This is a genomic window from Halopenitus sp. H-Gu1, from assembly GCF_041821145.1.
Classification (GTDB): domain Archaea; phylum Halobacteriota; class Halobacteria; order Halobacteriales; family Haloferacaceae; genus Halopenitus.
The window spans coordinates 100851-124823 of the sequence record NZ_JBGUBC010000002.1 but is presented as its reverse complement, the minus strand read 5'-3'; the positions used below and the strand labels follow the sequence as shown (position 1 = coordinate 124823).

Annotated in this window: 24 protein-coding genes and 2 pseudogenes; 15 read left to right on the top strand and 11 right to left on the bottom strand. The window is 63.2% G+C overall.

What is annotated here, in order from left to right; translation table 11 throughout:
* Positions 1 to 4 precede the first annotated feature (4 nt).
* A pseudogene (locus ACERIT_RS02280) lies at positions 5 to 151 on the bottom strand (integrase core domain-containing protein); the annotation flags it as partial.
* A 206-nt stretch (positions 152 to 357) separates the two neighbouring features.
* Positions 358 to 789, bottom strand: a complete 432-nt coding sequence (locus ACERIT_RS02275) for a hypothetical protein (RefSeq protein WP_373673188.1) — start codon at positions 787 to 789, stop codon at positions 358 to 360.
* Positions 790 to 1316: 527 nt separating this feature from the next.
* Between ACERIT_RS02275 and ACERIT_RS02270 the strand changes: the two genes are divergently transcribed.
* The 3 genes from ACERIT_RS02270 to ACERIT_RS02260 all read left to right on the top strand — a co-directional run bounded on the left by ACERIT_RS02270 (position 1317) and on the right by ACERIT_RS02260 (position 3451).
* Positions 1317 to 1802 (top strand): cupin domain-containing protein, encoded by a 486-nt coding sequence (locus ACERIT_RS02270; RefSeq protein ID WP_373673187.1) that lies wholly within the window; start codon positions 1317 to 1319, stop codon positions 1800 to 1802.
* A gap of 401 nt (positions 1803 to 2203) precedes the next feature.
* Positions 2204 to 2389 (top strand): hypothetical protein, encoded by a 186-nt coding sequence (locus ACERIT_RS02265; RefSeq protein WP_373673186.1) that lies wholly within the window; start codon positions 2204 to 2206, stop codon positions 2387 to 2389.
* Between the two features lie 72 nt (positions 2390 to 2461).
* On the top strand, positions 2462 to 3451 hold the full coding sequence (locus tag ACERIT_RS02260) for a Gfo/Idh/MocA family protein (RefSeq protein WP_373673185.1): 990 nt from the start codon (positions 2462 to 2464) through the stop codon (positions 3449 to 3451).
* A 419-nt stretch (positions 3452 to 3870) separates the two neighbouring features.
* Here the strand turns inward: ACERIT_RS02260 and ACERIT_RS02255 are convergent, their stop codons facing one another.
* Together ACERIT_RS02255 and ACERIT_RS02250 are read right to left on the bottom strand one after the other, a co-directional pair.
* Positions 3871 to 4224 (bottom strand): DUF5798 family protein, encoded by a 354-nt coding sequence (locus ACERIT_RS02255; protein WP_373673184.1) that lies wholly within the window; start codon positions 4222 to 4224, stop codon positions 3871 to 3873.
* 101 nt (positions 4225 to 4325) lie between these two features.
* Complete coding sequence (locus ACERIT_RS02250) at positions 4326 to 4922, bottom strand: winged helix-turn-helix transcriptional regulator (RefSeq protein ID WP_373673183.1); 597 nt, start codon at positions 4920 to 4922, stop codon at positions 4326 to 4328.
* A gap of 120 nt (positions 4923 to 5042) precedes the next feature.
* On the opposite strand from ACERIT_RS02250, the gene ACERIT_RS02245 reads away from it, so the two are divergent.
* From ACERIT_RS02245 to ACERIT_RS02235, 3 genes are all read left to right on the top strand, one after another.
* The gene (locus ACERIT_RS02245) at positions 5043 to 5240 is read left to right on the top strand and encodes a heavy-metal-associated domain-containing protein (protein WP_373673182.1); all 198 of its coding nucleotides are present in this window, start codon (positions 5043 to 5045) and stop codon (positions 5238 to 5240) included.
* Positions 5241 to 5569: 329 nt separating this feature from the next.
* Positions 5570 to 6730 carry a thiolase family protein gene (locus ACERIT_RS02240; RefSeq protein ID WP_373673181.1) on the top strand — a complete coding sequence of 387 codons (1161 nt, stop codon included), beginning with the start codon at positions 5570 to 5572 and terminating at the stop codon, positions 6728 to 6730.
* Complete coding sequence (locus ACERIT_RS02235) at positions 6727 to 7230, top strand: hypothetical protein (RefSeq protein WP_373673180.1); 504 nt, start codon at positions 6727 to 6729, stop codon at positions 7228 to 7230. Before ACERIT_RS02240 ends, ACERIT_RS02235 begins: the two co-directional genes overlap by 4 nt.
* A 17-nt stretch (positions 7231 to 7247) precedes the next feature.
* Here the strand turns inward: ACERIT_RS02235 and ACERIT_RS02230 are convergent, their stop codons facing one another.
* Both ACERIT_RS02230 and ACERIT_RS02225 read right to left on the bottom strand, forming a co-directional pair.
* Positions 7248 to 8207 carry a hypothetical protein gene (locus ACERIT_RS02230; RefSeq protein ID WP_373673179.1) on the bottom strand — a complete coding sequence of 320 codons (960 nt, stop codon included), beginning with the start codon at positions 8205 to 8207 and terminating at the stop codon, positions 7248 to 7250.
* A 41-nt stretch (positions 8208 to 8248) separates the two neighbouring features.
* The gene (locus ACERIT_RS02225; RefSeq protein WP_373673178.1) at positions 8249 to 9331 is read right to left on the bottom strand and encodes an NADH:flavin oxidoreductase/NADH oxidase; all 1083 of its coding nucleotides are present in this window, start codon (positions 9329 to 9331) and stop codon (positions 8249 to 8251) included.
* A 115-nt stretch (positions 9332 to 9446) separates the two neighbouring features.
* On the opposite strand from ACERIT_RS02225, the gene ACERIT_RS02220 reads away from it, so the two are divergent.
* On the top strand, positions 9447 to 9659 hold the full coding sequence (locus tag ACERIT_RS02220; RefSeq protein WP_373673369.1) for a hypothetical protein: 213 nt from the start codon (positions 9447 to 9449) through the stop codon (positions 9657 to 9659).
* 53 nt (positions 9660 to 9712) lie between these two features.
* Here ACERIT_RS02220 and dpsA read toward each other — a convergent pair whose 3' ends face one another.
* A complete protein-coding gene (gene dpsA, locus ACERIT_RS02215) occupies positions 9713 to 10261 on the bottom strand; it encodes a DNA starvation/stationary phase protection protein DpsA (protein WP_373673177.1) in 549 nt (182 codons plus the stop codon).
* Positions 10262 to 10461: 200 nt separating this feature from the next.
* Between dpsA and ACERIT_RS02210 the strand changes: the two genes are divergently transcribed.
* Both ACERIT_RS02210 and ACERIT_RS02205 read left to right on the top strand, forming a co-directional pair.
* Positions 10462 to 11784, top strand: coding sequence for a HEAT repeat domain-containing protein (locus ACERIT_RS02210; protein WP_373673176.1), 1323 nt, complete (start codon positions 10462 to 10464; stop codon positions 11782 to 11784).
* Positions 11785 to 11915: 131 nt separating this feature from the next.
* Positions 11916 to 13799 carry a phosphatidylserine/phosphatidylglycerophosphate/cardiolipin synthase family protein gene (locus ACERIT_RS02205; protein ID WP_373673175.1) on the top strand — a complete coding sequence of 628 codons (1884 nt, stop codon included), beginning with the start codon at positions 11916 to 11918 and terminating at the stop codon, positions 13797 to 13799.
* Here the strand turns inward: ACERIT_RS02205 and ACERIT_RS02200 are convergent.
* A complete protein-coding gene (locus tag ACERIT_RS02200) occupies positions 13796 to 15880 on the bottom strand; it encodes a DHH family phosphoesterase (RefSeq protein WP_373673174.1) in 2085 nt (694 codons plus the stop codon). The genes ACERIT_RS02205 and ACERIT_RS02200 overlap by 4 nt on opposite strands.
* A gap of 141 nt (positions 15881 to 16021) precedes the next feature.
* Between ACERIT_RS02200 and ACERIT_RS02195 the strand changes: the two are divergent.
* The 5 genes and pseudogenes from ACERIT_RS02195 to ACERIT_RS02175 form a co-directional block, all read left to right on the top strand.
* Positions 16022 to 16510 (top strand): annotated as a pseudogene (locus tag ACERIT_RS02195) (Mov34/MPN/PAD-1 family protein); the annotation flags it as partial.
* Between the two features lie 113 nt (positions 16511 to 16623).
* The gene (locus ACERIT_RS02190) at positions 16624 to 17154 is read left to right on the top strand and encodes an adenylyltransferase/cytidyltransferase family protein (protein ID WP_373673173.1); all 531 of its coding nucleotides are present in this window, start codon (positions 16624 to 16626) and stop codon (positions 17152 to 17154) included.
* 45 nt (positions 17155 to 17199) lie between these two features.
* Positions 17200 to 18606 (top strand): heme o synthase, encoded by a 1407-nt coding sequence (locus tag ACERIT_RS02185; RefSeq protein WP_373673172.1) that lies wholly within the window; start codon positions 17200 to 17202, stop codon positions 18604 to 18606.
* A 132-nt stretch (positions 18607 to 18738) separates the two neighbouring features.
* Positions 18739 to 19830 carry an ABC transporter ATP-binding protein gene (locus ACERIT_RS02180; RefSeq protein WP_373673171.1) on the top strand — a complete coding sequence of 364 codons (1092 nt, stop codon included), beginning with the start codon at positions 18739 to 18741 and terminating at the stop codon, positions 19828 to 19830.
* Positions 19827 to 20585: an ABC transporter permease gene (locus ACERIT_RS02175; RefSeq protein ID WP_373673170.1), complete on the top strand. Its 759-nt coding sequence runs from the start codon at positions 19827 to 19829 to the stop codon at positions 20583 to 20585. The genes ACERIT_RS02180 and ACERIT_RS02175 overlap by 4 nt, the downstream gene beginning before the upstream one ends.
* A 39-nt stretch (positions 20586 to 20624) precedes the next feature.
* On the opposite strand, the gene ACERIT_RS02170 is transcribed toward ACERIT_RS02175, so the two are convergent.
* The 3 genes from ACERIT_RS02170 to ACERIT_RS02160 form a co-directional block, all read right to left on the bottom strand.
* A complete protein-coding gene (locus ACERIT_RS02170; protein WP_373673169.1) occupies positions 20625 to 22325 on the bottom strand; it encodes a PH domain-containing protein in 1701 nt (566 codons plus the stop codon).
* Positions 22322 to 22786, bottom strand: a complete 465-nt coding sequence (locus ACERIT_RS02165; RefSeq protein WP_373673168.1) for a PH domain-containing protein — start codon at positions 22784 to 22786, stop codon at positions 22322 to 22324. Before ACERIT_RS02165 ends, ACERIT_RS02170 begins: the two co-directional genes overlap by 4 nt.
* A 130-nt stretch (positions 22787 to 22916) precedes the next feature.
* Positions 22917 to 23345: an EamA family transporter gene (locus ACERIT_RS02160; RefSeq protein WP_373673166.1), complete on the bottom strand. Its 429-nt coding sequence runs from the start codon at positions 23343 to 23345 to the stop codon at positions 22917 to 22919.
* A gap of 148 nt (positions 23346 to 23493) precedes the next feature.
* Between ACERIT_RS02160 and ACERIT_RS02155 the strand changes: the two genes are divergently transcribed.
* Positions 23494 to 23910 (top strand): hypothetical protein, encoded by a 417-nt coding sequence (locus tag ACERIT_RS02155; protein ID WP_373673165.1) that lies wholly within the window; start codon positions 23494 to 23496, stop codon positions 23908 to 23910.
* Positions 23911 to 23973: the final 63 nt, after the last annotated feature.

The window sequence follows — 23973 nt, the reverse complement described above, 5'->3', positions numbered from 1 at the left end:
GTGTTTAGTCCTTCTCCTCTGTAGCCGGCGTCTGTCCATCCAATGCTTGATTCGGACGATTTTGGTTGTAATACTGTCTGAATTGTAGGACTCACCGTCTTGCACTCGGCTGACTGCCCCGCCAGAAGGAGGGGAAGCAGCCGATTCGCAACGGACTAAGAGACAGGACATCACTTCGATTCTGAAAGTCGACCGATTGGTGGGTATTGGGAAACGCTCTAGTCGTCTCGATGCCGCGGGATGACGGTCTCTCGCATCAGTATTCCGTTGAATCCCTCGGAGTCATGGGGAACATGGGAATCCGGCCGAACCCATCACAGCTCATCCTCCGAACTTACCAATTGTGTGGGAGGGGTTTCACCGAGATAACACGGTCTCTCGGAGTGGTTTGATCACGGGAAGTGGCCAAATGCTGGTCCCGGTCGTTGCAGCCGCAAGCTCTTGTCGAAGCTCCTGATACGCCTGATCCTTCTCTGCAATGATGTGCTCGTATTTGTCTATCACCTGCTGGCGTTGCTGTTCTTTGTACTCAATGGTTCGTTCAAGGGAGGCCACCTCGTTCTCAAGCTCCTCAAGATCGGATTCGAGCGCTGTCACCAGATCCACGAGCGTCTCACGTTCGGCCTCCAGCAGCTCTACTTCTGCCTCAAGCGTGACGACGCGAACCCGTGTTCGAGAGATCTGGTGAGAGTTGCCAGTCTCTTCGCACCGTGAACGCTCGTGGGCAGAGACAGCAGTTCGATCCGGTGCTGAATCGCGCGATTCCGCTGTACCGATACGCCTGGACATCTCGGAGTGATCGTATTTGGAGGGCATCTGTCTGTGGAATGTGTGTGTACGCATACCACACAGAAAAAGGTCAGTCAGCCAGGAGTCGGACGGCTCGTCAGGTGAATTGGTGCTAGAGTCCTTCTCGAGATATCTGACGCCGAGCGCCGGCGCATCCTCCGGATGCTCCAGGGGAGCTACCAGCTGATCGAGAGTGAAGGATCCACCAGATGGCGGACCTCCCGGCCGGTCGCTAATGTGGGAGTAGAACAGTTTACCGAGGACGCATCGTCTCCATCCCCGTGACGCTCGATACGGCCTGATGATGGTGCATCTACCCCAAGTTTGAGTCGTTCACCAGTCGTGGCGAGCCGTTCTCGCAAATCAGCTAGGTCGGCTCTATTGCAATCCTGTTCAAAGACTCAGCGTAGCCCATTTCTCGTAGTTGGCGTCCGTGAACCGTCTCAGCGGCTACTCTCACTTTTCTATTCAGCTATTTACTCACCCGTCAGAGTGGGTTTTTAGTGGATCGTTGTGAGAGCGCTCATATGCAGAAGATAAACGATACAGACCTTTGCTGGGAGGAGTACGATCACGGCGAGCAGTTCTTCCGGCGCAAGCAACTCTCAGAGGCCGTTGATGCCGACGACGTCGGCTGTAGTCTCTATGAACTCCCACCGGGCAAGCGTTCGTGGCCGTATCACTACCACACTGCTAATGAGGAGGCACTCTACGTGTTGGCGGGGACGGGACAGCTCCGTGGCGAAGACCAGACGGTACAGTTGGAGCGCGGGGATTATGTGACGCTGCCAGCCGATACGAGCGGCGGCCACCAAGTGGTCAACGACAGAGATGCTCCGCTCCGGTATCTGATGGTCTCGACGATGAACGAGCCTGACGTGACTGTCTACCCCGAACTAGAGAAGTTTGGGGTGTTCGTTGATGCACCACCGGGAGACAGCGGCGACCGGTCGTTCCACGGATTCTACAACATTGACGACGACGTAGATTACTGGGAGAACGAGGGGGAGTAATACGCGGAGCCGTTCCATCACTCGACTTTTCCGGTCCGGTAGTTTCACCGACGAACCACCGTTCAGCAGCAAGGGACCCCCTTCCATCCGAGAGTATGCAAGCACGTGGACCTCGCCGTTGTTCTGGTCGCTGAACCTCCGTCCCGTTCTCAAGCCGCATGAGCTATCGACAGCATCTGCAGGTGTTGTTCTCACTGTGGTGCCTGTTTGAAGTATTCACGTGTCTCCGCCCGTCGACAGGGGGCCGCGAACACACGTTATGCCTAGAGGCCGGGAAAGCAATGTCTGGGGATGGGCAGCGAACTTTCTGTAGTTCGTCGAGACGTCGATGACCGACGCCGAACAAGAGGTTCGACAGAAGGCGCGCTCGAAGTTGAACGGCCACCAGCGGGTCGTATGAGGTGGTTCGGGATCACGGACCGTTGATCCAGAACGAATTGTACGAGGCGTATGAACGACGACACGATTCACCCGTGTCGTTGCGGTCCCTTCGGGGGAAGCACCTTCCGAAGCTCGAACACTACAACCTGATCGACAGCGAGCGCACCGGCGACGGAAAGCAGTACGAGTTGATCGAAGCCGGGTAATGAAGGTGGGAAGTTGAACCGACCGTCGCGGGTTGTCACAACGCTTATGTGGACGATGTTCCTTCGGTGCACATGCAAATCGGCGTTCTCGGAACCGCCGCAATCGCCCGGAATCACGTGATTCCGGCCGTCCAGAAAACCGATCACACCGTTCGGGCAGTTGCATCCCGAGACGCCGACCGGGCATCGACGTTCGCCGACGCGTTGGATATCGCGCGGGCGTATGGGTCCTACGAGACGCTGGTGGCGGACGACGAACTGGATGCCGTCTACATTCCCCTTCCGAACTCCCTCCATGAGGAATGGGCGATTCGCTCGGCCGAGGCTGGCCATCACGTTCTCTGTGAGAAGCCCCTCGCTACCGATGTCGACGGCGCTCGCCGAATTCGGGACGCCTGCGAGTCTGCCGGCGTCGTCCTGATGGAGGGGTACATGCACCGGTATCATCCCCGAACTAAACGAGCCCTCGCCGTTGCGGAGAAATTCGACGAAATCCGCGAATTTGCCGGCGTTTTTCAGGCGCCGCGGAGTGGTGAGGCGGACGACCTCGTCAGTCTAACCCCCGAGTGTGCCGGCGGGAGCCTGATGCATCTCGGCTGCTACCCGATCACGGTTGCCCGGTGGATGATGGGGCAGCCGGACCGGGCCACGGGAACGGCGTTCGACACGCGCGACTGTGGCGTAGACACGGGATTTTCGGGCGTTCTCGGATACGATGACGGTGGGACTGCGACCCTAACTTGTGGATTCGATACCGACCGATTTCTCCACCGCTACCGTATCGAGGCAACCAACGGGTGGCTCGAAGCCGAACGCGCGTTCAATCCTCGGGACGACGAAGCCGAGACAGTCCTCGAATACGCTCTCGACGGCCGCAAGTGCGTCGAGCGCTTCGACCCATTCGATCATTACCGCCTCGAAATCGAACACTTCGCCGACTGTATCGAGAACGGGCGGGAGCCGCTGACGGGAGCCACGAACGGAATCCAAACGTTAGCCGTCATTGATGCACTTTTCGAGAGTGAAGCGTCGGGCAACACTGTCTCGATAGCGTCTGAGTGACCTGTCCGAGTCCCTGTCCGGCCTGTTGTTGGGTTCCCTGCTGTCCTCCACCCCCGTTTCCATTTCCGCCACCGCCGTCGCTTCGGTTCCGAGTACCACCACAGCCAGCAAGACCGGTCACTGCAGTCGTTCCCGCGAGTTGGAGAAACCGACGTCTGGTATCGTTCCGTCGCCGAACCATAGTTGGATGAGGACTTCCCGTTGCGGTAAACGATCCGAGCGTTTCCATCACATGAGAACGGCAGGATTCATACACGTGTCTCCTCGGAGCCATCTTCGGACCACTCACAGCCCTGCTCGTGGGACTTCTGTGGACAGTCCGATTTGTAACGAAATGTGTCGCAGCCGGGATCGGCGGACGTGGTGACTGTTCAGTGCTCGACTGAGAAGGAACGAATCCCGGTTACGACCTCGGCCGATCAGGCGTCGTTCGAGGCGTCGCCACTCGAAGCGTCTCCGGTGCCGCCCTCTCCGTTCGCGTCCGCCTGTCCGTCGGTGCCGTCCTCCCCGTTCCCGTCCGGTTCCTCGGCTTCCCGAATGTGTGCGTCCGTGCTTACGGCCTCGAGGTCGACGCCGACCTCCTCGGCGACCGCATCGAGAACGGCGCGCTGTTCCGCCATCTCGGTTTCGAGGTGTCCCACCCGTTCTGCGGTATCGGTCACCGTCGTCTGAGTCTTTTCGACCTCATCGCGCAGGTCGTTGAGCCGCTGGTACGTCTGTTCGGCCTTCTCTGCCACCGTCTGGATCTTTTTGGCCGTGCCGCCGAGTCCCATACCTCCCGATACGGTCGAGGCCTTGAGTGCGTTTCCGTTCGTCCTCGTGTCCTGACGGACATCGACGAACGATCCCGGACGTGAGGGGGATTCTGGAGTGATCAGGCATCCTTCTCGATCCGATCGTACCGCTTCTTGAATCGTGACAGACAGGTCCCACAGCAGAAGTGGTACAGCGTCTCGTCGATCCGAGCCGACTCGCCCTCGCTCGTGACCGTGTTTCCACACTCGACGCAGTCGATCGCGAGTTCGACGTCCGTTCCGATCGTCGAGTCCCACTCCCGCGAGGCGAGCAGTTGTACGTGGAGACTCCCGATCACGTCGGGATCCGCCAGAGCTTCCGCAAACAGGCGATCGACTGCTCCCGGATCGATCGTGGCGGTGCAGACGACCTCGCCGTCCGCGGTCTCGAAGACGTGTTCGACGCGGTCGTGATCCGCGAGCCCGCGATAGGCTTGCTCGACGCTCGAAAGCGGAAGTTCGAGACGAACGAGAACCGCGACCCCGCTCGAGAGCGTTTCGTGATCGATGCGGAGCGTGAATCCCTCGATGACGCCCATCTCCTCGAGTCTGTCAACGCGATCGGAGACGGCCGGAGCCGACAGGTCGACGCGGTCGGCGATGTCGCTGAACGGCCGCCGGGCATCCTCGCTCAACGATTCGAGGATCTCGCGGTCCGTCTCATCGAGTGTGCGCATATGACGGCTTAGATACCGAGACGTATAGTCCGATCGGCGCCAAGAATCGGGGTTCGGTCCGGATCAAATTTTCGAATCGAAAGGGAAACCAACATGAACCAAACGGACCTACAAACGTCCATGACGGAACTGAACGTCGACGGAATGGCGTGTGATGGGTGTGAAACGGCGGTCGTTGAGGCGCTTTCGGACGTCCCGGGCGTCGAGGACGCGACCGCGGATCACGAGCGGGGGATCGCAACAGTCACCGGGGACGCCGAGACCGAGGCGCTCGTGGCCGCGATCGACGAGGCGGGCTACGAAGTCGTCGACGGCTGAATCGTCCGCCGTCGGTTACGACTCCGATCGAACGTCCTCGGCGACATCTCGAACCGTCTCGACCTCGCGTTCGCCAGAGGCGATGAACCCGACGTCAGCAAGCGATTTCGGGCGGACGGCATCGATCTCCGAACAGATGATACGTGCGCCGCGTCGGAGCGAGCCGGAACGCCCGAACCCATTCGAAGACTGGTTCCGGCCGCGTTCACGGGCACGTCGACCGACCGGTCGACCATGTCGCCTTGAATGACGGAGAACTGCATGGTGAATGTCAGGGATGGGAAAATAAGAAGGGGAAGGTATACGACCGGGGCACCGCATCGACCGGTATGGAACGCGTCGCGATCATCGCCGCCTCGATGACGCAGTTCGGCAACCGCGATGGCTGGGTGCTCGACCTCCTGGCGGAAGCCGGCGAGGACTGTCTCGCTGATGCGGGCGTCGAGGCAAGCGAACTCGACCACCTCTACGTATCGAACATGGCAAGCGGCGAGTTCGAGGGCCAGACGGGGATCTCGAACGCGCTCGCACACGACCTGGCAGCGATGCCGGCCTACACCGCCCGGATCGACCAGACCTCGTCCTCGGGTGGGGCGGGCGTCTACGCTGCCTGGCAGTCGATCGCCTCCGGCGCTTCCGAGTTGACGATGCTCGTCGGCGGCGAGAAAATGACCCACCGAAGCACGACCGAGGCGACGGACGTGATCGCCTCGCTCACCCATCCCGTCGAGTACAAACACGGCGTCACGCTCCCCTCCTTTGCGGGGCTCACCGCGCGACTGTATCTCGACACCTACGACGCGCCACGGGAGTCGCTGGGGAAGGTCGCCGTCAAGAACCACCGTAATGGCATCGACAATCCCCACGCCCAGTTCCGCAAGGAGGTCGATCTGGAGACGGTACTCGAGTCGCCGATCGTCGCCGACCCCCTGCGACTGTACGACTTCTGTCCGATCACGGACGGATCGGCCGCCCTGCTGTTTTGTCCCGAGTCGGTCGCCGAGGAGTACGTCCCCGCCGACGAGTACGTCACCATCGCGGGGATCGGCGGCGCGACGGATACCCACGTCGTCCATGAACGTGCGGATCCGACGACGATGGGCGGCGTCGTCAAGTCCGGCGAAATCGCCTACGAGATGGCCGACCTCGGTCCCGATGACGTCGACGTTGCGGAGCTACACGACATGTTCACGATCCTGGAGTTCCTCCAGTCGGAAGACCTCGGCTTCTTCGAGAAAGGCGACGGATGGAAAGCCGTCGAGGAAGGCGTCACGGATCGGGATGGCGAGTTGCCCATCAACACGTCCGGTGGATTGAAATCGAAGGGACATCCCCTCGGCGCTTCGGGCGTCGCACAGATCCACGAGGTGTTCGCCCAGTTGACTCAGCAGGCCGGTCCGAGACAGGTGGAGGCCGACGTCGGACTCGCCTGTAACGTCGGCGGGTTCGGGAACTGCGTGACGACCACGATCATGGAGGCAGGACGATGAGCCGACCGAACGGGGACGAACATGAGGACGGCAACGAACATGGCGATGGCGACGATGAACGTGGTGACGGGGGGGAACGTGACGACGACGGCGCGACCTCCACGTCCGATCCGAACGTGGAAGAACCCGTCTTCGAAGCCGCGCGCTACGCCGACGGAACGGTCACCTATCCGCCCCATCCGGTCGGCCCGAACGGAGCGGAGCGCGTCGGAACCGTCGATCTCCGCGAGCAGGAGGCGAGGGTTATCACCTGGACACGCTCGACGGCGACGCCACCGGGGGTCCGCGCGCCGAACGCACTCGCCATCGTCGAGTTCGATCTCGGCCCCGATGACGGCCCGCCGGTGCGGGCGATCGGCCAGATCGTCGAGGAAGCTGACGTCGAGATCGGTGACCTGGTCATCCCTGTCTACCACGAGGAACTTCGTGAGCCGGGTGCCGGGATCCGCGAACCCGACAGCCAGGACTGGGACGGCTTCCGCTTCGAGCCGATCGAGTAACCCAAACGTCCTCCGAGTCAGTCGACCGGCTCATCGGAATCGTCAGCGTCGTTCGGATCGGCGATATCGTCGGACCCGGCGATGTCGTCAGAATCGGTTGAATCGGCGGATTCTCCGATGCCGTCGTCCGCGTCATTCGGATCGTTCGATTCAGCTCTCCCATCCGAGTCGTCCGAGGCGGCGTCGTCATCCCTCGCTCGCTCGTCGTCGTTCTCAGTCCCGTTTTCGTCGTCCTCATCGAGTTCCTGCTTGATCGAGGCGAGTTCCGCGTCAACGTCGATCTCCGGAGCCGAGTCCTCCCCTTCGTCCGTCTCCTCTTCAGCGTCGAGAGTGGAACTCCGATCGCCGCTGGCATCGGGAGCGTCCGGATCATGGACATCGATCGAGATCCCTTCGTTCCGTCCTGCCCTCCCAGCATCCGTCGACTTGAAGCCATCCTCGCCGTCGCCGTCGCCGTCGTTCGTTCGATCCGATCCATGGGAGCCACCTGTGGGGGTCGATTCGCGATCCCCGGCGAGGAGGTCGTCGATCTCGGCGGAGAGTTCCCGAGCGTCCTCGAGTAGCTCCCTCGAGGTCGCCTCCTGCGGGAGATCGGTCTCCGACAGTGCCGTTCGAAGCTCCGACAGCGTTCGCCGAACGCCTGCCGTGGTTCCGTCTCGGACGTCCGCCAGTCGGCCGTGCGATCCGTCCCCGACGGCGTCGAGACGGCGGTCGGGGTCCGCAACCCGAAGCGTGGCTCGCAGGAGTTCCAGTGACCGGATCGTCGCCTCGAGAAGCGCGATCAGCGCCGGGAGGGTGTACCGTTCGGTGAATCGAAGGAGTTCGGTAGGGCTGGGTGGTCGAGGAACGCGATTTCGAGTCCGCGATTCCTCCGAGAGGTCCGATCGAAGTCGCGAGAGGACGGTCTCGAGTTCCGCGAGGTGCTCGCGCAGAGCCTCCTCGTCGCTGCGATCAGCGGATCGATCGCCGGGAGTCATTACCGATCGTTCGACCTCCGCACGCAAAAACGTACGTACGACTACTCGAAACGCCCACGGCGGTACTGAACCGGCCACTCGATATCGACGCCGAGTTCGTGGGCTGCCTCGAGCGTCCAATAGGGGTGTCGAAGCAGTTCCCGGCCGAGCGCCGCGACGTCGGCCCGGCCGTTTCGGACGATCGCGTCGGCGTGAGTCGGGTCGGTTATCTTCCCGACGGCGGCCACCGAAACGTCCGTTTCCTCGCGGATCGACTCCGCGAACGGCACCTGATATCCCGGTCCCGGTTGCTCGAGTTGCTGATCGGGATGACTCCCACCGCTGCTGACGTCGATCAGGTCCGCTCCGGCCTCGGCGAGAAGGGGTGCAAGCCGAATCGATTCCTCGAGATCCCACGACTCACGGTCGGGCAACCAGTCGGTCGCGGAGATGCGCACGAACACTGGCGCGTCGTCGGGCCAGACGTCTCGGACCGCCGCCGTCACCTCGCGGACGAGCCGCGAGCGGTTCTCGAAGCTGCCGCCGTACTCGTCCTCGCGATCGTTCGAGACCGGCGAGAGGAACTCGTGAAGCAGATACCCGTGTGCGGCGTGAACCTCCGCGATCTCGAAGCCGGCGTCCCGGGCGCGCCGTGCGGACTCGCGGAAGGCGTCGATCACGGTGTCGATGTCCTCGTGGTCCATCTCGCGCGTGCGGGGCGGCTCGTCGTCAGGATAGGGATACGGACCGCTCGGGGCGATCGTCTCCCAGCCGTCGCCGTCCGGCTGAAGCGGTTCGTGGCCCTCCCAGGGTCTCGACGTCGAGGCCTTTCGACCGGCGTGTGCGAGCTGGATCGCCGGAGTCGCCCCCTGTGAACGGAGGAACTCCGCGATCGGCGCGAGCGCGTCGGCGTGTTCGTCCGACCAGATACCCAGATCCCCGGGAGAGATCCGTCCTCGTGGTTCGACCGCAGTCGCCTCGACCATCACGACTCCGGCGCCGCCGACGGCACGCGATCCGAGGTGGACGCGATGCCAGTCGTCCGCGAACCCGTCCTCGGCGGAGTATTGACACATCGGCGACATCATCACACGATTTCGGATCTCCGTCTCCCGGATCGTCAGTGGAGAAAACAGCGTGGCCATGGTCGAGGGAATGCTCCGGTCACGGTAATCGGCTACGGTCGGCGAACCCGGGTTCCCCGACCGTGTTTTAGGCCGGCCAAAACCGTTATGTGTCTGTCTCCCCCATCGCCGAGTAATGGAACCAACTGACGGATCGGCGGCCGACGAATCAAGGGACGGTGGATCGGAATGCGTTCGTGACCATTCGGCCGGTCGACGGGAGGACGACGGGGTCTCGAGACCGGCGATCGCCGCCGCGGAGACGTCGCCGAACCGAACCGTGTTCACCGAGCAGGGCAATCCGGACGGCTGGATCGCGACCGATCTGACGGTCGAAACCGTCCGATAGTTTGGAGGCCGATACGAGGGCGGGCGAGGTAGCGTTGCCGGGACCCCGGTTCGTTATTCCATCGATTCCTCGATGACGAGGGTATCGTCCTCGAGGTAGTGTTCGAGGTGGTGTGCGTGTTCCTCGACGTCCATCAGAACCTCTCGAAGCTGTTCTTCGGTGGTGTAATCGCCGAGATTGTTGGCGAGCCGAACGTGCTCTCGAAGCGATTCGATGATGTCGCCGAATATTTCCATGTCGTGTGTGAGCGACGTCCGGATGTCGTAGGCGTCCGCGTTCTCCCCGGAGACCGGTGCGTGCTCCTCGTAGTTCGCGCCGCCCGAAAGCGGGACGCCACCGAGCGCCTGTGCCCGTTCGGCGATGACGTCCGCGCCCTCCTCCAGGTCGGCGGCGACCTCGCCGAGGTAGACGTGGATGTCGCGGAACTCCGCGCCCTCGACGAGCCAGTGGTGCTTCTTGATCTGATGGTACAGCACGTACGTCGACGCGAGATCGGTGTTCAACGCGTCGACGAGTTGTTCGGCCTTCTCCTCGGGAATCCGAAGCGCTTCGCTCTCGTGAACCTCGCCGTACTGCTGTCGAACGTGCTTTTGGGTACTCATCTCGTTCACTAGATCGTCCGCATTGCACTTAAATATTCACATGTGAAAATATTATTTTCTATTTCAAAAAGAAATATTCTAATATGGATTTAGTATATTCGATGGACGGATCGGCTTCTCCTCGACCACTCTCAGAAAGCGATCGACCGGGCGCGCACGAAGGGAAACGACTTAATGGACCACACGCGCACGTTCACAGTATGAGCAACGGCGAGGACGAGCCGGAGGATGCGCCCGAGGAGACGACCTCCTCGGAGCAGAACGGGGAGTCCCCGGTTCTTCCGGGAGAGGTGACAGAAGAGTCCCTGAGCGAGTACCTCGACGACGTGGCCGAGCGTCTGGAGGCGGCCGAGACGGAGGCCGACCTCGACGACGTCGAGGCTCTGTTGGACGATGCCGAGTCGTCGCTTTCGGAGGCTGATCTGCCGGAATCCGACGAGGAGGATGCCGAGGATCCGCGTGAGGCCCTCGAATCTCGGATCGAGGAGCTCCGATCGTCGCTTGCGGAGGCACGGGGTCCCTACGCTGCGGACGTGATCGCCGATATCGAGGAAGCCATCGACGATGTCGAAAGCACCGAGTGGACGGAGACCGGTCTCGAGGAGATCAGGGAGGCGATCGAGGCCTTCACGACTCCGGTTGCCGAGACGCTCGGGATCGACTTCGAACCGGAGACGGAGGACATCGACGCCCTCGCTTTCACCCTCGAATCGATCGGGGATGCCATCGAGGATGCGGACCTCGACCCCGATGTGGACGCGGAGACGATCGAATCCCTCGTCGACGGCGCCGAGACGCTGAGCGAGGACCTCGAGGACGCAGAGCAGTGGGAGGATCTCAAGACGAACGAACAGCTCTACGCGGAGGGCTTTTACGACGTGCTCGGCCACTACAAGGACTATCCGGTCGAGTGGGCCGCGCTGAAGGCCCACGAGGAAGCGGGCAACGTCGACATGATCCTCCTGGCGCTCGATTCGCTCCAGTCGGAGTTCATGGAGCGCCACTGTCTGGAGGCGTTCGAACGAATGGGCAAGCGCGCGGCGACCGACGCGGCGATCGACGAGTTGCTCGGCCGGGCTGAAAAACGCGAGGAGGACGCCATCAGGATCCTCGGGAAGATGGCCGCAGAGGACGTTACGGAGACGCTTCTGGAGTACGTCGACGAGGATTCGAACCCGCAGCTCCAGAAGACGACGTTCAAGGCGCTTGGCGAGATCGGCGCGAGCGAGGCAGTCCAGCCGCTCGCGAACAAACTCGAGATGGAAAACGAGAACGTGCGACCCTACGCGGCCCGAGCGCTCGGACTCATCGGCGACGCACGGGCCATCGATCCCCTCACGGAGACCCTCGAGACCGACGCGTCGCCGGACGTCCGTGCGGCCGCCGCATGGGCGCTCCGGCAGATCGGGACCCGAGAGGCGCTCGAGGCGGCGGCCGACTACGACGACGAGCGGGTCTTTATCGTTCAAACCGAGGCCGAGAAGGCTCAAGAGACGTTGAACGCGGACACACCGGCGGCCTGATCGGCGGTCGAACACGTTCGGTTTCGATCCGTTCCGATCGAGGGATCCGCTCCGTTCCGATCGAGGGCCACCCCGTCCCGATCGATGGATCCAACCCGGAGGTTTTTCCCTGAAACCGAACCAGACGGCCCGTGCGTCGAAGCGTTTCCCACGGGCTTTCCTCCGACGATCCGATCGCCCACCCGGATCGTCTCTCACCCGATCCGGACGACTCTACATTCCATCCGACCATCCCGAGATGGGTCGTCGATCGGCCGTTTAGACGTTGGTTCCCCGCGCCGACAACCGTTTCGCTGGTCGCAATTTCGTTGCTTGCCGTCTGGCTTCTCGCCGCCCCGTCAGTCGTAGCGAGCACGACGCTCGCGTCTCCCGCCGCTACTGCCCGGGATCCGGCCGCGATCGGAATGGACGGAGCAAACGCCACCGGCACCGGAGCGAAGGCCCGAACCGAGAACGAGACCACTGCATCACGAACCGAATCCACCCCACCGAACGGGACGATCGTCGAGTTGTACCCCAATCCCGTCGCCGACGGGGACGTGGGCGAATATCTGATCGTCGATCTCCCGGTCTCCGGAAACTGGTCGCTTTCGGACGGCCACCACGAGACGCCGCTCCCCAGGAACGTCTCCGGTCGGGTGGCGCTAAGTGAGGATCCGGCGGCCGCGTCCGTCCACGTTCGCGGATCGGTCTCCCGTCTTCCGAACTATCTCCCGCTTTCGGACGAAGGCGACCGGATCGTACTGGTCCACGAGGGAGTTCCGGTCGATGAGGTGGCCTACGATCGAGCCCCGGAGACGGAAGTGTGGAATCGGCACTGGGAAGGGGGCGAGTACGGAACACACGCCGGAGGCTGGCGACCGTACGGCTATGAGCCCCACGACCTCCCGGCGTCAATCGGGTCCGCCGATGTCGACGTCTTCGTCCTCCCGGACGCAAGCGGGGTTCCCCACTCCGCCCTCACGGGAGCCGACGACCGGATCCTGCTCGCCGGATACACCTTCGAGTCCGACCGCATCGCCGAGGAGTTGATCGAGGCCCATCAGCGTGGAGTCACGGTTCGAGTGCTGATCGAGGGTCGGCCGGTCGGCGGACTTTCGGAGGGGACCGCCCGAACGCTTGACAGACTCGTCGAAGCGGGGATCGAACCGCGCGTGCTCGCCGGGGATCGACGGCGATTCTCGTTTCATCATCCCAAATACGCAGTCGTCGACGACCGGGCACTGGTCCTCACCGAAAATTGGAAGCCCTCCGGAACGGGTGGGGCCGGAAATCGAGGGTGGGGTGCCGTCGTGTACAATGGGCGGTTCGCGAACGAACTGGCAGGCGTGTTCATCAGGGATGCCACCGCTCTCGACGCACTCGCCTGGCGGCGTGTCCGCTCCAATCTGACGGCTCACGAGTCCACACGGTCGACGGAGTCGTTTCCGACCCGGTTCGAACCACGTCGGACGACTGCGAGCGAGGTGGAACTCCTGTTGGCTCCGGAGAACGCGGTCGATCGGCTCGTGGATCGGATCGACGCCGCGGACGAGCGGATACTCGTACTGGTTCCCCGGACCGCGGGACCGGAATGGCGACTGCTTGAGGCGGTCGTTCGCGCGGCGGATCGGGGCGTCGACAGCCGGGTGTTGCTCTCGAACGCGTGGTACGACCGGGAGGAGAACGCGGCGCTTGCTGACCGGTTGAACCGCCGGGCCACACGGGACGACCTTCCGCTTTCGGTCGCGGTGACGGAGCCTCGGGGGCGATACGGGAAGATTCACGCGAAGGGGATGGTGATCGACGATACGGTCGTGATAGGGAGTCTCAACTGGAACGAGGCGGCGGCAACGACCAATCGCGAAGTGCTCGTCGTTCTTGAGAGTCCGCAAGCGGCCGAGTACTTTCGGACGATCTACGCTGCGGACTGGCGCGGCGGTGGTGTTCAGCTTCCGGTCGGGATGGCGGGCGGGGTCGCAGTGGCAGTGATCGCAGCCGTGATCGTCGCTCGGCGGGAAGTGTCGTTTGGTTAATCCTCAAGCACGGTCGCCGACGAGAGCGCCTCGTCGATCTCCGCGTCCGCCATCTTTCCGACGAGCGTCTCGATGACTTCCTGTCGGCGTCCCTTCACGAACTTGATCGAGCCAACGACCAGGTGTCCGCCGCCGGAGACGCCGGCTCCCGGAAGCTCCTCGTTCAACTCGGTCACCATGGTCGGGATGTCGAGACGGACGCCGTCCGACCGGAGTACGGCGAAGTCCGGCCCGTAGCCGATCGTGATGACCGGATCGCCCGTCTGCTTGACTTTCACGTCGTGGAGCTTTCCGGTCGTCTTGCCAGGTGCCGGATAGGTGAATCGGTGTGCGTATTCGTCGAGGTCGATCCGGTAGAGTCGAACGCCGGAGGCGAGCCGTTCGTGTTCGACGTGTTCCTCGAGGGCGTCGATCTGTCGATCGACGTCCCGTTCGGCCCGCTCGGAGAGGAACTCCACGAGCTTCTCGTGACGAGTGGCGTCCGGACAGTCGATATCGAGGACGTCGTTGACGAGCGTTTTCCCTTCCGAGTATCGCAGCCAGTGAGCGGCGTAATCGAGCGCCTCGCCGATGTCGAGGACGTCCGAACGGTCGTATCCCTCGCTCTCGGCCAACGAGAGGTATTTCGACATCGCCTCCGCCTTCGATCGGTCCGAGAGCCCCGCAACGGCGGGGATGTGATCGAGTTCGTCGTCGATCGTCGGATCGATGAGACGAGCAAGTTCGACGCACATCATCCCGGTCGTGATCCGGTAGTCCTCGCCGTAGAGATACGGATTAACGTGGGCGTCCAAAAGCGGGTCGACGGCCTCCGGGTCGGGGTGATGATGATCGACGGTGATGATCGGGATGTCGTAGTGGGCGAGGTTCTTGTATGCGGGAACGTCCTCCTCGGTCGAGCCGTTGTCGAGCATCAACAAAAGCGGGAGCTTCTGTCCGTGTCGGGCGCGGCCGCCAAGCGCGAAGTTGAGGTCGCGAGTGACGTCCTCCATCTCGTAGTATGGCGCCTTGCTTGGCAGCCGTTTGAAGTGATGTTGTGGTGCATCCGCGCCCTCGTGTATCTCCCGGATGAAGTTCTCGAGTGCGTATTGAACGGGAATCGCCGCACACATTCCGTCGCCGTCGGCGTGGTGTCTGGCCCGAATCGGCCGTCCCTCAAGGACCGTTCGTCGGAGTCGTCTCGCGACCGCAATGAGGTCATCGCGGATCGGCTCGAAGGCTTCCCACTCGATGAGCGGATCGATATCGGCCGGTTCGGACCGTTCCGCGAGCACGTCGTCGATCCGGTCACGGGTAGTCCGTGCGCGCTCCCCCTCGAGTTCGGCCATCGAGTCGACCTCGATCTGGAGCGCATCCTGGCGCGTTTCGACGTCGCCTTCGACACGAACCAGATCGCCGACCTCGAGGTCGGGATAGGCTCGAACGCCGGCCTCCTCGAAGGCCGCACACGAGACGATCCCCGTTCCATCGGAGACCGCGAATATCGTCGGACCGCCGGTCTGTTTGGCCTGGACGATCTCGCCTTCGAGGATAACGTTCTCGGCCGGCTTGAGCGCGCGAATCCGCGCGATATCCGGCTCGTGTTCGACGATGTTAGTCTGATATTCTCGGAGTTCGACGTCGTCGAATGCTATATCGCCGTTCTCGCGGACCTCTTCGAGCCTGACGACGAGGCGGTCGCCGACCTCGTAGGTCCCCGTGAGGTTCGATTCGTGGACGAGCCCGGAGACGGAATCGGAGACGTCGACGAAGATCCCGTAGTCGACGACTCCGTTGACCTCCGCGTGATAGTTTGCGCCGACCTCGATATCCGCGCGCGTACAATCCGGCGCGAGATCGTAGACGACCGGGCGATCGTCGTCCTCCCGATCATCGTCGGCCTGCTCGTCTTCGGGTTGGTCTCCGTCCGGTCGCTCGTCTTCGAGTTGGTCGTCGGCCGATCCGTCGGTTTCATCGGACCGATCCGTGGTCTCGGACTCGTCGACCTGCTCGAAGTTGTCGGCCTCCGTCGAATCGTTGGCGTCGGATTCGGGACTCGAATCGTCCCGCGTGCCGGAATCCCCGGCGACATGGTCGCTCATGGCAAGCGATTCGCGGCCGGTGCGTGTTAAGCTTATTATCTCGGCTTCTCGTTTCGGACGCTCGACGTTCCACTGCCCGAGCGAGGGAGGTCGGCGACGGCGTCCGGAATCCCTTTGAGTCGACGGTGCCCAGGATCGACCATGCGCCTGTTTCGGTCGAAGGATCTCCTCGGGATCGCCCGGGAGACGATGGACTTCATCCTCGAAGCGTGCGAGGACACCCACCCGAACGAGTACATGGGATTCCTCCGCACCGAGGACGCCCGGAAGCTCGATCTCGACCGGAGTGGACAGGTGATAACCGACGTGCTCGTGATTCCGGGAACGGAATCGAATCCGGTGAGCGCGACCGTTCGATCGACGATGAAGCCGAACGACTTGCGGTCCGTGGGTTCGGTCCACTCGCACCCGAACGGCGTGCTCCACCCGAGTGACGCCGATCTCGCGACCTTTGGACAGGGAGAGGTGCATATCATCGTGGGGGCGCCCTACGGCTGGAGCGACTGGAAGGCGTTCGACAACGACGGACGCCCGACGACGCTCGACGTGCTCGACGTGGATCTGCCCGAGTCACACTTCTTCGATTTTACCCAGGCGGACATCGATCGCGAACTGCGGGAGGAGGGCAGCGAGATCGACGACGGAGGCGCTCCCCGAGACGGAGGACGCGATATCGGAGGAATTGACGACGGAGGAAGCAACGAGGAGGATGGCGGTAGTCGATCGATCTTGAGGTGGCTCCGATGACCCGTGTGCTCGCGCAGGGAACGTTCGATCTGCTCCACCCGGGGCATCTCCATTATCTCCGGGACGCGGCCAGTTACGGCGACGAACTCCACGTGATCGTCGCGCGTACGACGAACATCACTCACAAGCGACGGCCGATCCTCCCGGAGGAGCAACGACGTGAGATGGTCGCCGCACTCGATCCGGTCGATGAGGCCCATCTGGGCCACGAATCGGACATCTTCGTGCCCGTTCGCCGCCTCGATCCCGACGTCATCGTTCTCGGGTACGACCAACATCACGACGACGCCGCCATCGCCGCCGACCTGGCGGATCGAGGGATCGACTGCCGGGTCGAGCGGGCGAGCCCCCGTGAGAAGCGCTACGACGGAGAGCTACTCTCGACCGGACGCATCGTCGATCGGGTCCTTCGTGAACGCGGCTGCGATGCGGATGGAACTCCTGAGGCGGTCGACGGAACAAGTGCGGCCCCCGGGACGGACGGATCTCGCAGGGACGGGGACGCCTCCGACGATCCGCGTCCGTAAGCTGAAGCGCCGAAGCTATATGTAGCCGTTCCCAACCCGTGTCTGGTGACTCGCCAGGACCGATTTCCGGCGTTGCTCGCGGCGACGACGATGGGCGTGTATCTGCTTCTCGTCGTCGGCGCGACGACGACGCTTTCAAACGCGGCAACGGCGTGTGCCGCCTGGCCGGCCTGCGGCAACGGATATACGCTCCCCGCGGAGACGGTCGGATGGATCGCGATCGGCCACCGATTGTTGGCACTCGGCGTGGGCGCGCTCGTCGTGGCCACGGTCGTCTCCGCGTTCCGTCGCTCGACGTCCCGCCGGGTTCGTGTCTCGCTTTCCATCGTGACTCTCGCGTATCCCCTTCAGGCGGGCCTCGGCGCGTACGTCGCGATCGCCGATGCGTCGACGACGTCCGTGCTCCATCTCGCCGTCGGAATCGTGATCTTCGCCGCCTCGATGGCCGCGTTGACCTGGTGGTTAGAAGAGGAAACCGGTGATTCGAACGAATCCCCGTCTCCTTCCCCGACTCGTCCGACCGACGCCGAGGCGTCATCGTTCGAAAACGATCCGACCGGGACCGTACCCGAGACCGGCTGGCCGCGGATAAAGGCGACGGCCGCGGCGTACGTCCGCCTGATGAAGCCTCGGTTGATGTGGCTACTATGTCTCGTCGCCGCCGCGGCAATGGCGCTTGCCGGCGGATCGGGATTCACGCCGCGGACGGTCGCATTGACGCTTGCGGGTGGATCGATCGCGATTGGAGCGTCCGGAACGTTCAACCACGTCCTCGAACGCGACGTCGATCGTCGGATGCAACGGACCGCGGACCGACCGCTGGCAGTCGATCTCGTCTCGGTTCGGCGTGCGATCACGTTCGGCCTCCTTCTGACCCTCCTCTCGGTCGGGTTGTTCTGGCTCGTCAATCCTCTCGCGGCGGCTCTGGGGCTGCTGGCGATCGTGTTTTACAGCGTGGTCTACACCCTCGTTCTCAAGCCGAACACGGTACAGAACACGGTACTTGGCGGCGCCGCGGGATCGCTGCCGGCGCTCATCGGCTGGGCGGCCGTGACTGGTGAGATCGGCGGCGGCGGGCTGTTGTTGGCGGCGCTCATCTTCCTGTGGACGCCCGCACATTTCTACAACCTCGCACTCGCGTATCAGGACGACTACGAGCGTGGAGGATTCCCGATGATGCCGGTTGTCCGTGGCGAGACGGCGACACACCGACACATTCTGTGGTATCTCGGCGCCACGCTCGTTGCGGCCGCGGTGCTTGCGGCGACGGCGGACGCGCTCGGTGCGCTCTACGTCGGCGTCGGCGTCACGCTCGGAGCGGTCTTCCTGTGGGCCGTCGTCAGGCTCCACTACGAACGCACCGAGTCAGCGGCCTTTCGGGCGTTCCACGCCTCCAACGCATACCTCGGACTCCTGCTTTTGGCGGTCGTACTCGACTCGATTGTAGTGTGAGTCGACCGGCATTCGGTCGCGTTCTCCCCTCGCATTCGATCGGATCTCGATCCGCCATCGATTTGATCTCGATCCACCATCGATCAGCCGCAAAGAGGAATCCTTAGGCGCGTTCGAGACGGAGCGACAGTCATGATCCAGGACCTCCGTTCGGACCGCACCGACGGCGCTCCGGCGTCGGCGGATGTCGTTCCCGATGGCGGGTCGAACGTGGACGGGACCGCACCAGCCGACGACACCGATCGCGGCGATGGAGATGATCCAGCCCTCTTGGCGGCCGACGTTCGAAAGGAATACGGCGACGTCCGCGCGCTCGAGGGGGTGGATCTCACGGTCGCTTCGGGCGAGGTGTTCGGGCTCATCGGGCCCAACGGCGCCGGCAAAACGACGCTCGTTCGGGCGCTTACCGGGACCACGGTCGTCGACGGGACGGTTCGAGTGCTCGGGGACGTTCCGACTGCGGTCGATCCCGAGCGGATCGGACTGCTTCCCCAGTCGTTCGATCCGCCCGCCCGGCTCACGGCACGTGAACTCCTCGAGTACTACGCCGGGTTGTACGCGGATTCGCGGTCGGTCGAGTCGGCGCTTTCCGACGTCGGACTCGCGGACGATGCCGACGCCTGGTACGAGACGCTCTCCGGGGGACAGAAACGCCGAGTCTGCGTCGGGACGGCCCTCATCAATGATCCCGAGATGCTGTTTCTCGACGAGCCGACGACGGGGATCGACCCGGCGGGCCGGCAGGACGTCCACCGACTGATCCGGGAACTGGCCGCGGACGGCACGACGGTGCTTGTGACGAGCCACGCCATGGGCGAGATCGAGCGACTGGCGGATCGAGTCGGGTTGATCCGTGATGGGCGGATCGTCGCGATCGGATCGCCATCGGAGTTGGTCGAGGAACACGGCGGCGAGGCCACCCTCTCGGTACGGCTGTCGGTGGAACGCGAAGAAACGATCGAGACGGCCCTGCAGGCCGTCGAGACGGACACACGGTTCGAAGCCGCCCGGAACGGGGAGGCGGAGGCAGCGGCCGGCATCGACGTCACCGGGGTCTCACCCAGGGCGATCGACACGGTCGTCGAGGCGTTGACCGACGCGGATGTCGACGTCGAGTCGCTTTCCTGGAGTGAGCCGACCTTAGAGGACGTCTACCTCGAACTCACCGGTGAAGCCTATCAGGCGACTGCCCACGCCGTGAACGCTGGCGGAGGGAATCAATGAGCCGGCTGGGACGCGTGCGATCGGAATCCCTTGCGGCCACGCGATCGTTTTTGCGTCGGCGAACGGCCGTCTTCTTCACGTTCTTTTTCCCCGTCATCCTCGTCGTGATCTTCGGCGCGCTCGTCCGGACGCAGCCGACCGGCGGCGGCCTGTTCGCCAAGCCAGCGGGATATTATCTCCCCGGATACATCGGCGTCGTCGTCCTGTTCACTCCGCTTTCGCGCGTCGGATCGGAGATCGCACGCCATCGTGACGGGAATCGCTTCGAGAAGTTGTCGACGACGCCGCTTTCACGCGGCGAGTGGCTGTTCGCACACGCGCTCGTGAACGTCGGGATCATCGGCGTAGCGAGCCTGCTCGTGTTCGGTCTCGTCGTCGCCATCACCGACGCGACTGTCCGCGTAACACCGTCCCTGCTGGCGGTGCCGGCGTTCGTGATTGCGGGGGTCGCGACGTTCTGTGGAGTCGGTGCGCTTCTCGGCTCGTTCGCGGACTCCCAGGACGGCGTCATCGCCGCGAGCAACACGATCGCACTCCCGATCCTCTTTCTATCGGAGACGTTCATCCCGCCGGCGTTGCTTCCCGGATGGTTCCTCCCGGTCGTCGAGATCTCGCCACTCACCTACTTCGCGCGTGGGGTTCGCGCGATCACGTACTATGACGGCGCCACGTGGGGAACGGAGCTCGCGGTGCTCTCCGTACTGGCGGTAGTCGCGCTCGCGGTCGGTGCTCGATCGCTGCCCCGCACGGACTGATCGACTGACGGCGATCCCGGAACTGAACGGATCAGTTGGTTAGCGATCACGATCGGCCTCGTTTCTGGAACCCGAGTCCACGCCCGCGTCGACGTTCGCGTTCGTATCCGAGTCCGTGCTGACGTTCGCGTTCGCGTCCGAATCCGCGTTCGCGTCCGAATCGATGCCATCCGCATCATCCACGTCCCGATCGGAGACTGCTTCCGGGCCGGAAACCGGATCAGCCCACTCGAAGACGGCCTCTCCGTCGGATCCGTCCTCACTTCGACGGGCCGAAAGCGATCGCTGAAGTCGTTGCTCAAGTTCGGATCGAAGTCGTGCGGCGTCGCTTGAATCCACGTCGAGAGCGGCCGCCTCGTGCTGCATCAACCCGCCGGTTCCGGCGGTGTCTGCGACCACGGTTGCCACGTTCCACCGGCGCTGGAAGACGGTTCGCGTGTCGACGACCGTCTGGATCCGGTAGTACGGAATGATCTTCATCCCGCGTCGCCAGAACCCCGATCGCGTGAGCAGGTGGTCCTCGCCGAGCCAGTAGCCCCGGTGGACCCACTTATAATGGGCCGCGATCGGCACGAGGATCGAGAGGCCGGCGACGCCGTACCACGGTAGCGACGCCGAGACATACCGATCGACGCCGAACGCGAACGCCGTAAGAACGGCGACGATGGCCAGATATCGAATCGCATATCGGATCCGGACCCGCGAGGGTGGTCGTTTGAACTCGGGATCACCGAACGCCTCGACCTCCCGTGCCAGATCGAGGACGCGGTCGAGACGGGCGATCGGCACGGCGGCCTGGCTGCCGTACTCGCCGCCCCCACCTCCGCCGGGCGCGTATCCTGCGGTCTCGATCGTCAACGTGGCGTAATTGGCGAGTCGTTTCGCCGGGTTATCGGTGACGTGCAGACTCTGTATCTTTTCGATCGGGATCGACCCTGAATACCGCCGGAACAGCCCCCGATCGTATCGTAGTTCATCGCCGGCCCTGCTGAGAGTAAATCCGTAGTAGTTTGAGACCGCAAGCGCCGCACCGAGGAGCCAGGATCCGACGATCACAGCTCCGAACAGACCGATACCTGCCATCGTGATCGTGATCGCGGTGAGATCCGGCAAAGCCCCAGAGAGGACGGGGACCGACCCCGACGCGAGAAACGCGAGCAGGCCGATCAGTCGTGGATCAAACGAGAGCGCGCCGACCAGTCCAAGCTCGACCGGTGAGAGGGCGAAAAGCGTCATTTCGGTCCCAGCTCCGGTCACATCGGTGCTCCTCGTTTCACCAATTCCGGAGTCCGTCGCCGCGGTTTTTTCAGTCTCGGCGCGTCCCTTTCGCCGTTGGATCTCGGATCTGAGCCAGTCGGCGTGCTCGGCGGTGACGTACCGGATCGCCCCTTCAGTCGAGGAGCCTCCCGCCGTCTCGAGGTCGACGGCCGCGATCCCGAGAAGACGCTGGACGACGCTTCTGGAGATGTCGACGTTCTGGATCCGACGATACGGTATCTCCCGGTCGCGACGCGAGATCACTCCCGAGCGAATGTCGAAGGTGTCCGGGGTCAGCTCGTATTCGAAGCGACGGTAACGGGCCACTTCGTAGGCAAGCGTGCCGACCAAAGCGAGGCTGCCGGCGGCGATCGCGAGCACCGACTCGAAGGTTCCAGCCGTCCCGATGAAGAATATCGCGACGAGCAGACTCGAGACCGTTCTTACAGCCCGATATGGGATCGAGACGGGCGCCAGTTTCACACCGCGTCCTCCCCCTCCGCGCGAATCGCCAGCGTCTTCAGCCGCTCACGGAGGTCGTCTGCATCCCCCGGTGTGAGTCCGGGGATTCGGACGTCGGCGCCGCGCGATCCGGCCGTGTAGACGACACAAGAGGCGAGTCCGACGAGTCGCTCGGTCGGTCCGCGACGGGAGTCGACGTGTTGGATCCGAACGAGAGGGACCACCGTTCTGACCTGCGTAAAAACGCCGCGTTCGAGATACAGCGCGTCCTCGCGGATCTCGTAGCTCCATCGGCGATATCGCAAGAGTGCGTGGGTGACGGTGAGGAAGAGAACGACCCCCCCGACTGCAAGCGGGAACCACTCCGGCACGTCGAAGACGACCGTTGCTCCGAACGCGATCGACGCAAGGATCGTCGCGAGCAGAACCGCTCGAAACGCCCACACGACGCGAATGCGCGGGTGCAACGTTCGTTTCGTCACCGTCGCTCCTCCCGAGGGACTGCGAACATATCCCCCGATTATGCGTCGTCCCGTATAAGTCTCCGCGACGAGCCCCAGTGACAGACCAGACCGGAACGTTCCCCGCACCACGATATACCCGATGGATGAGTCAGGCCGTCGAGACGAGGTAGATCCCGCCGATCGCCAGGAGAATACCGATCGTCTTGCGCGCGGAAAACGATTCACCGAGCGCGAGGATGCCGATGATCGAACTGAACACGAGGAAGGTCGCAAAGATGGGCGTGACGACGCTCACCGGTCCAAGCGCCAACGCGCGGTAATACGCGAGTATCCCGACCGCCAGACAGCAGCCGGCAGCGAGCACGTAGCCGATCTTGGAACTCGTGAGGTGGGCCGAAATATCCTGTCCACCCGCCACTGCGATCGTGATCGCGGCTACCACGAGGATCACGTTGGAGATGGCCGCGGCGATGTCGCTCGGGATCGCGTCCGTCCCGGAGGTCGCGATCCGCATGAGCGGGGCGACGAGCGCATAGGCCGCGACGGCAAGAAGTGAATAGGGCAGGTAGGATGCCATACACGTCGGTTCGTGAGGGGAGTGTAAAACTGCCCCGCCGATCCCGAGTTCCGAAGTTTTTTTGAGACGTGATTCGAGAGAGTAACGATCGGCCTATCGGTTCGTCGCGATCGTCCAGTTTTAACCGTCACGGCGGCGACCGATCGGCATGGAACGCCGTCAGGTCGCATCCCGGATGGGCGCGCTCGCGTGTCTGATCACGGCGATCGTCGCCGCCGCTCCCTTCGTGCTGGTCGATGGATACACCCAACTGGTTGGTGCCTACTACGCCGCCGGGCCGGTCGGGCTCACCGCCGTGGTCGCCTTCACGCTCGTCGGGGCGGTCGGATTCGCCTCGGCCGAGCGCGGTAACGTCGATCCGGAGACCATGGCCGGCGCTCTCGTCGTTCTCGGCGTTGTCGTTGTCGGGCTCGTCGGACTCTGGTGGGCGTCGATCGACCAGACGGTACTGTACAGCTTTCCCCGGGAGTACCGCTGGATCGAGTGGCACCCGATTGTGGTCGCCGTAGCGTCGATCACGGTCCTCGTAACCGCTGGCGCGTATGCACGCTCGGTGCTGGCGTGACCGCTTGTTCACTCTCCGGGCTCGTCGTCCCTGCGACAACGAAAGGCCCTTATGTCGGTGTGG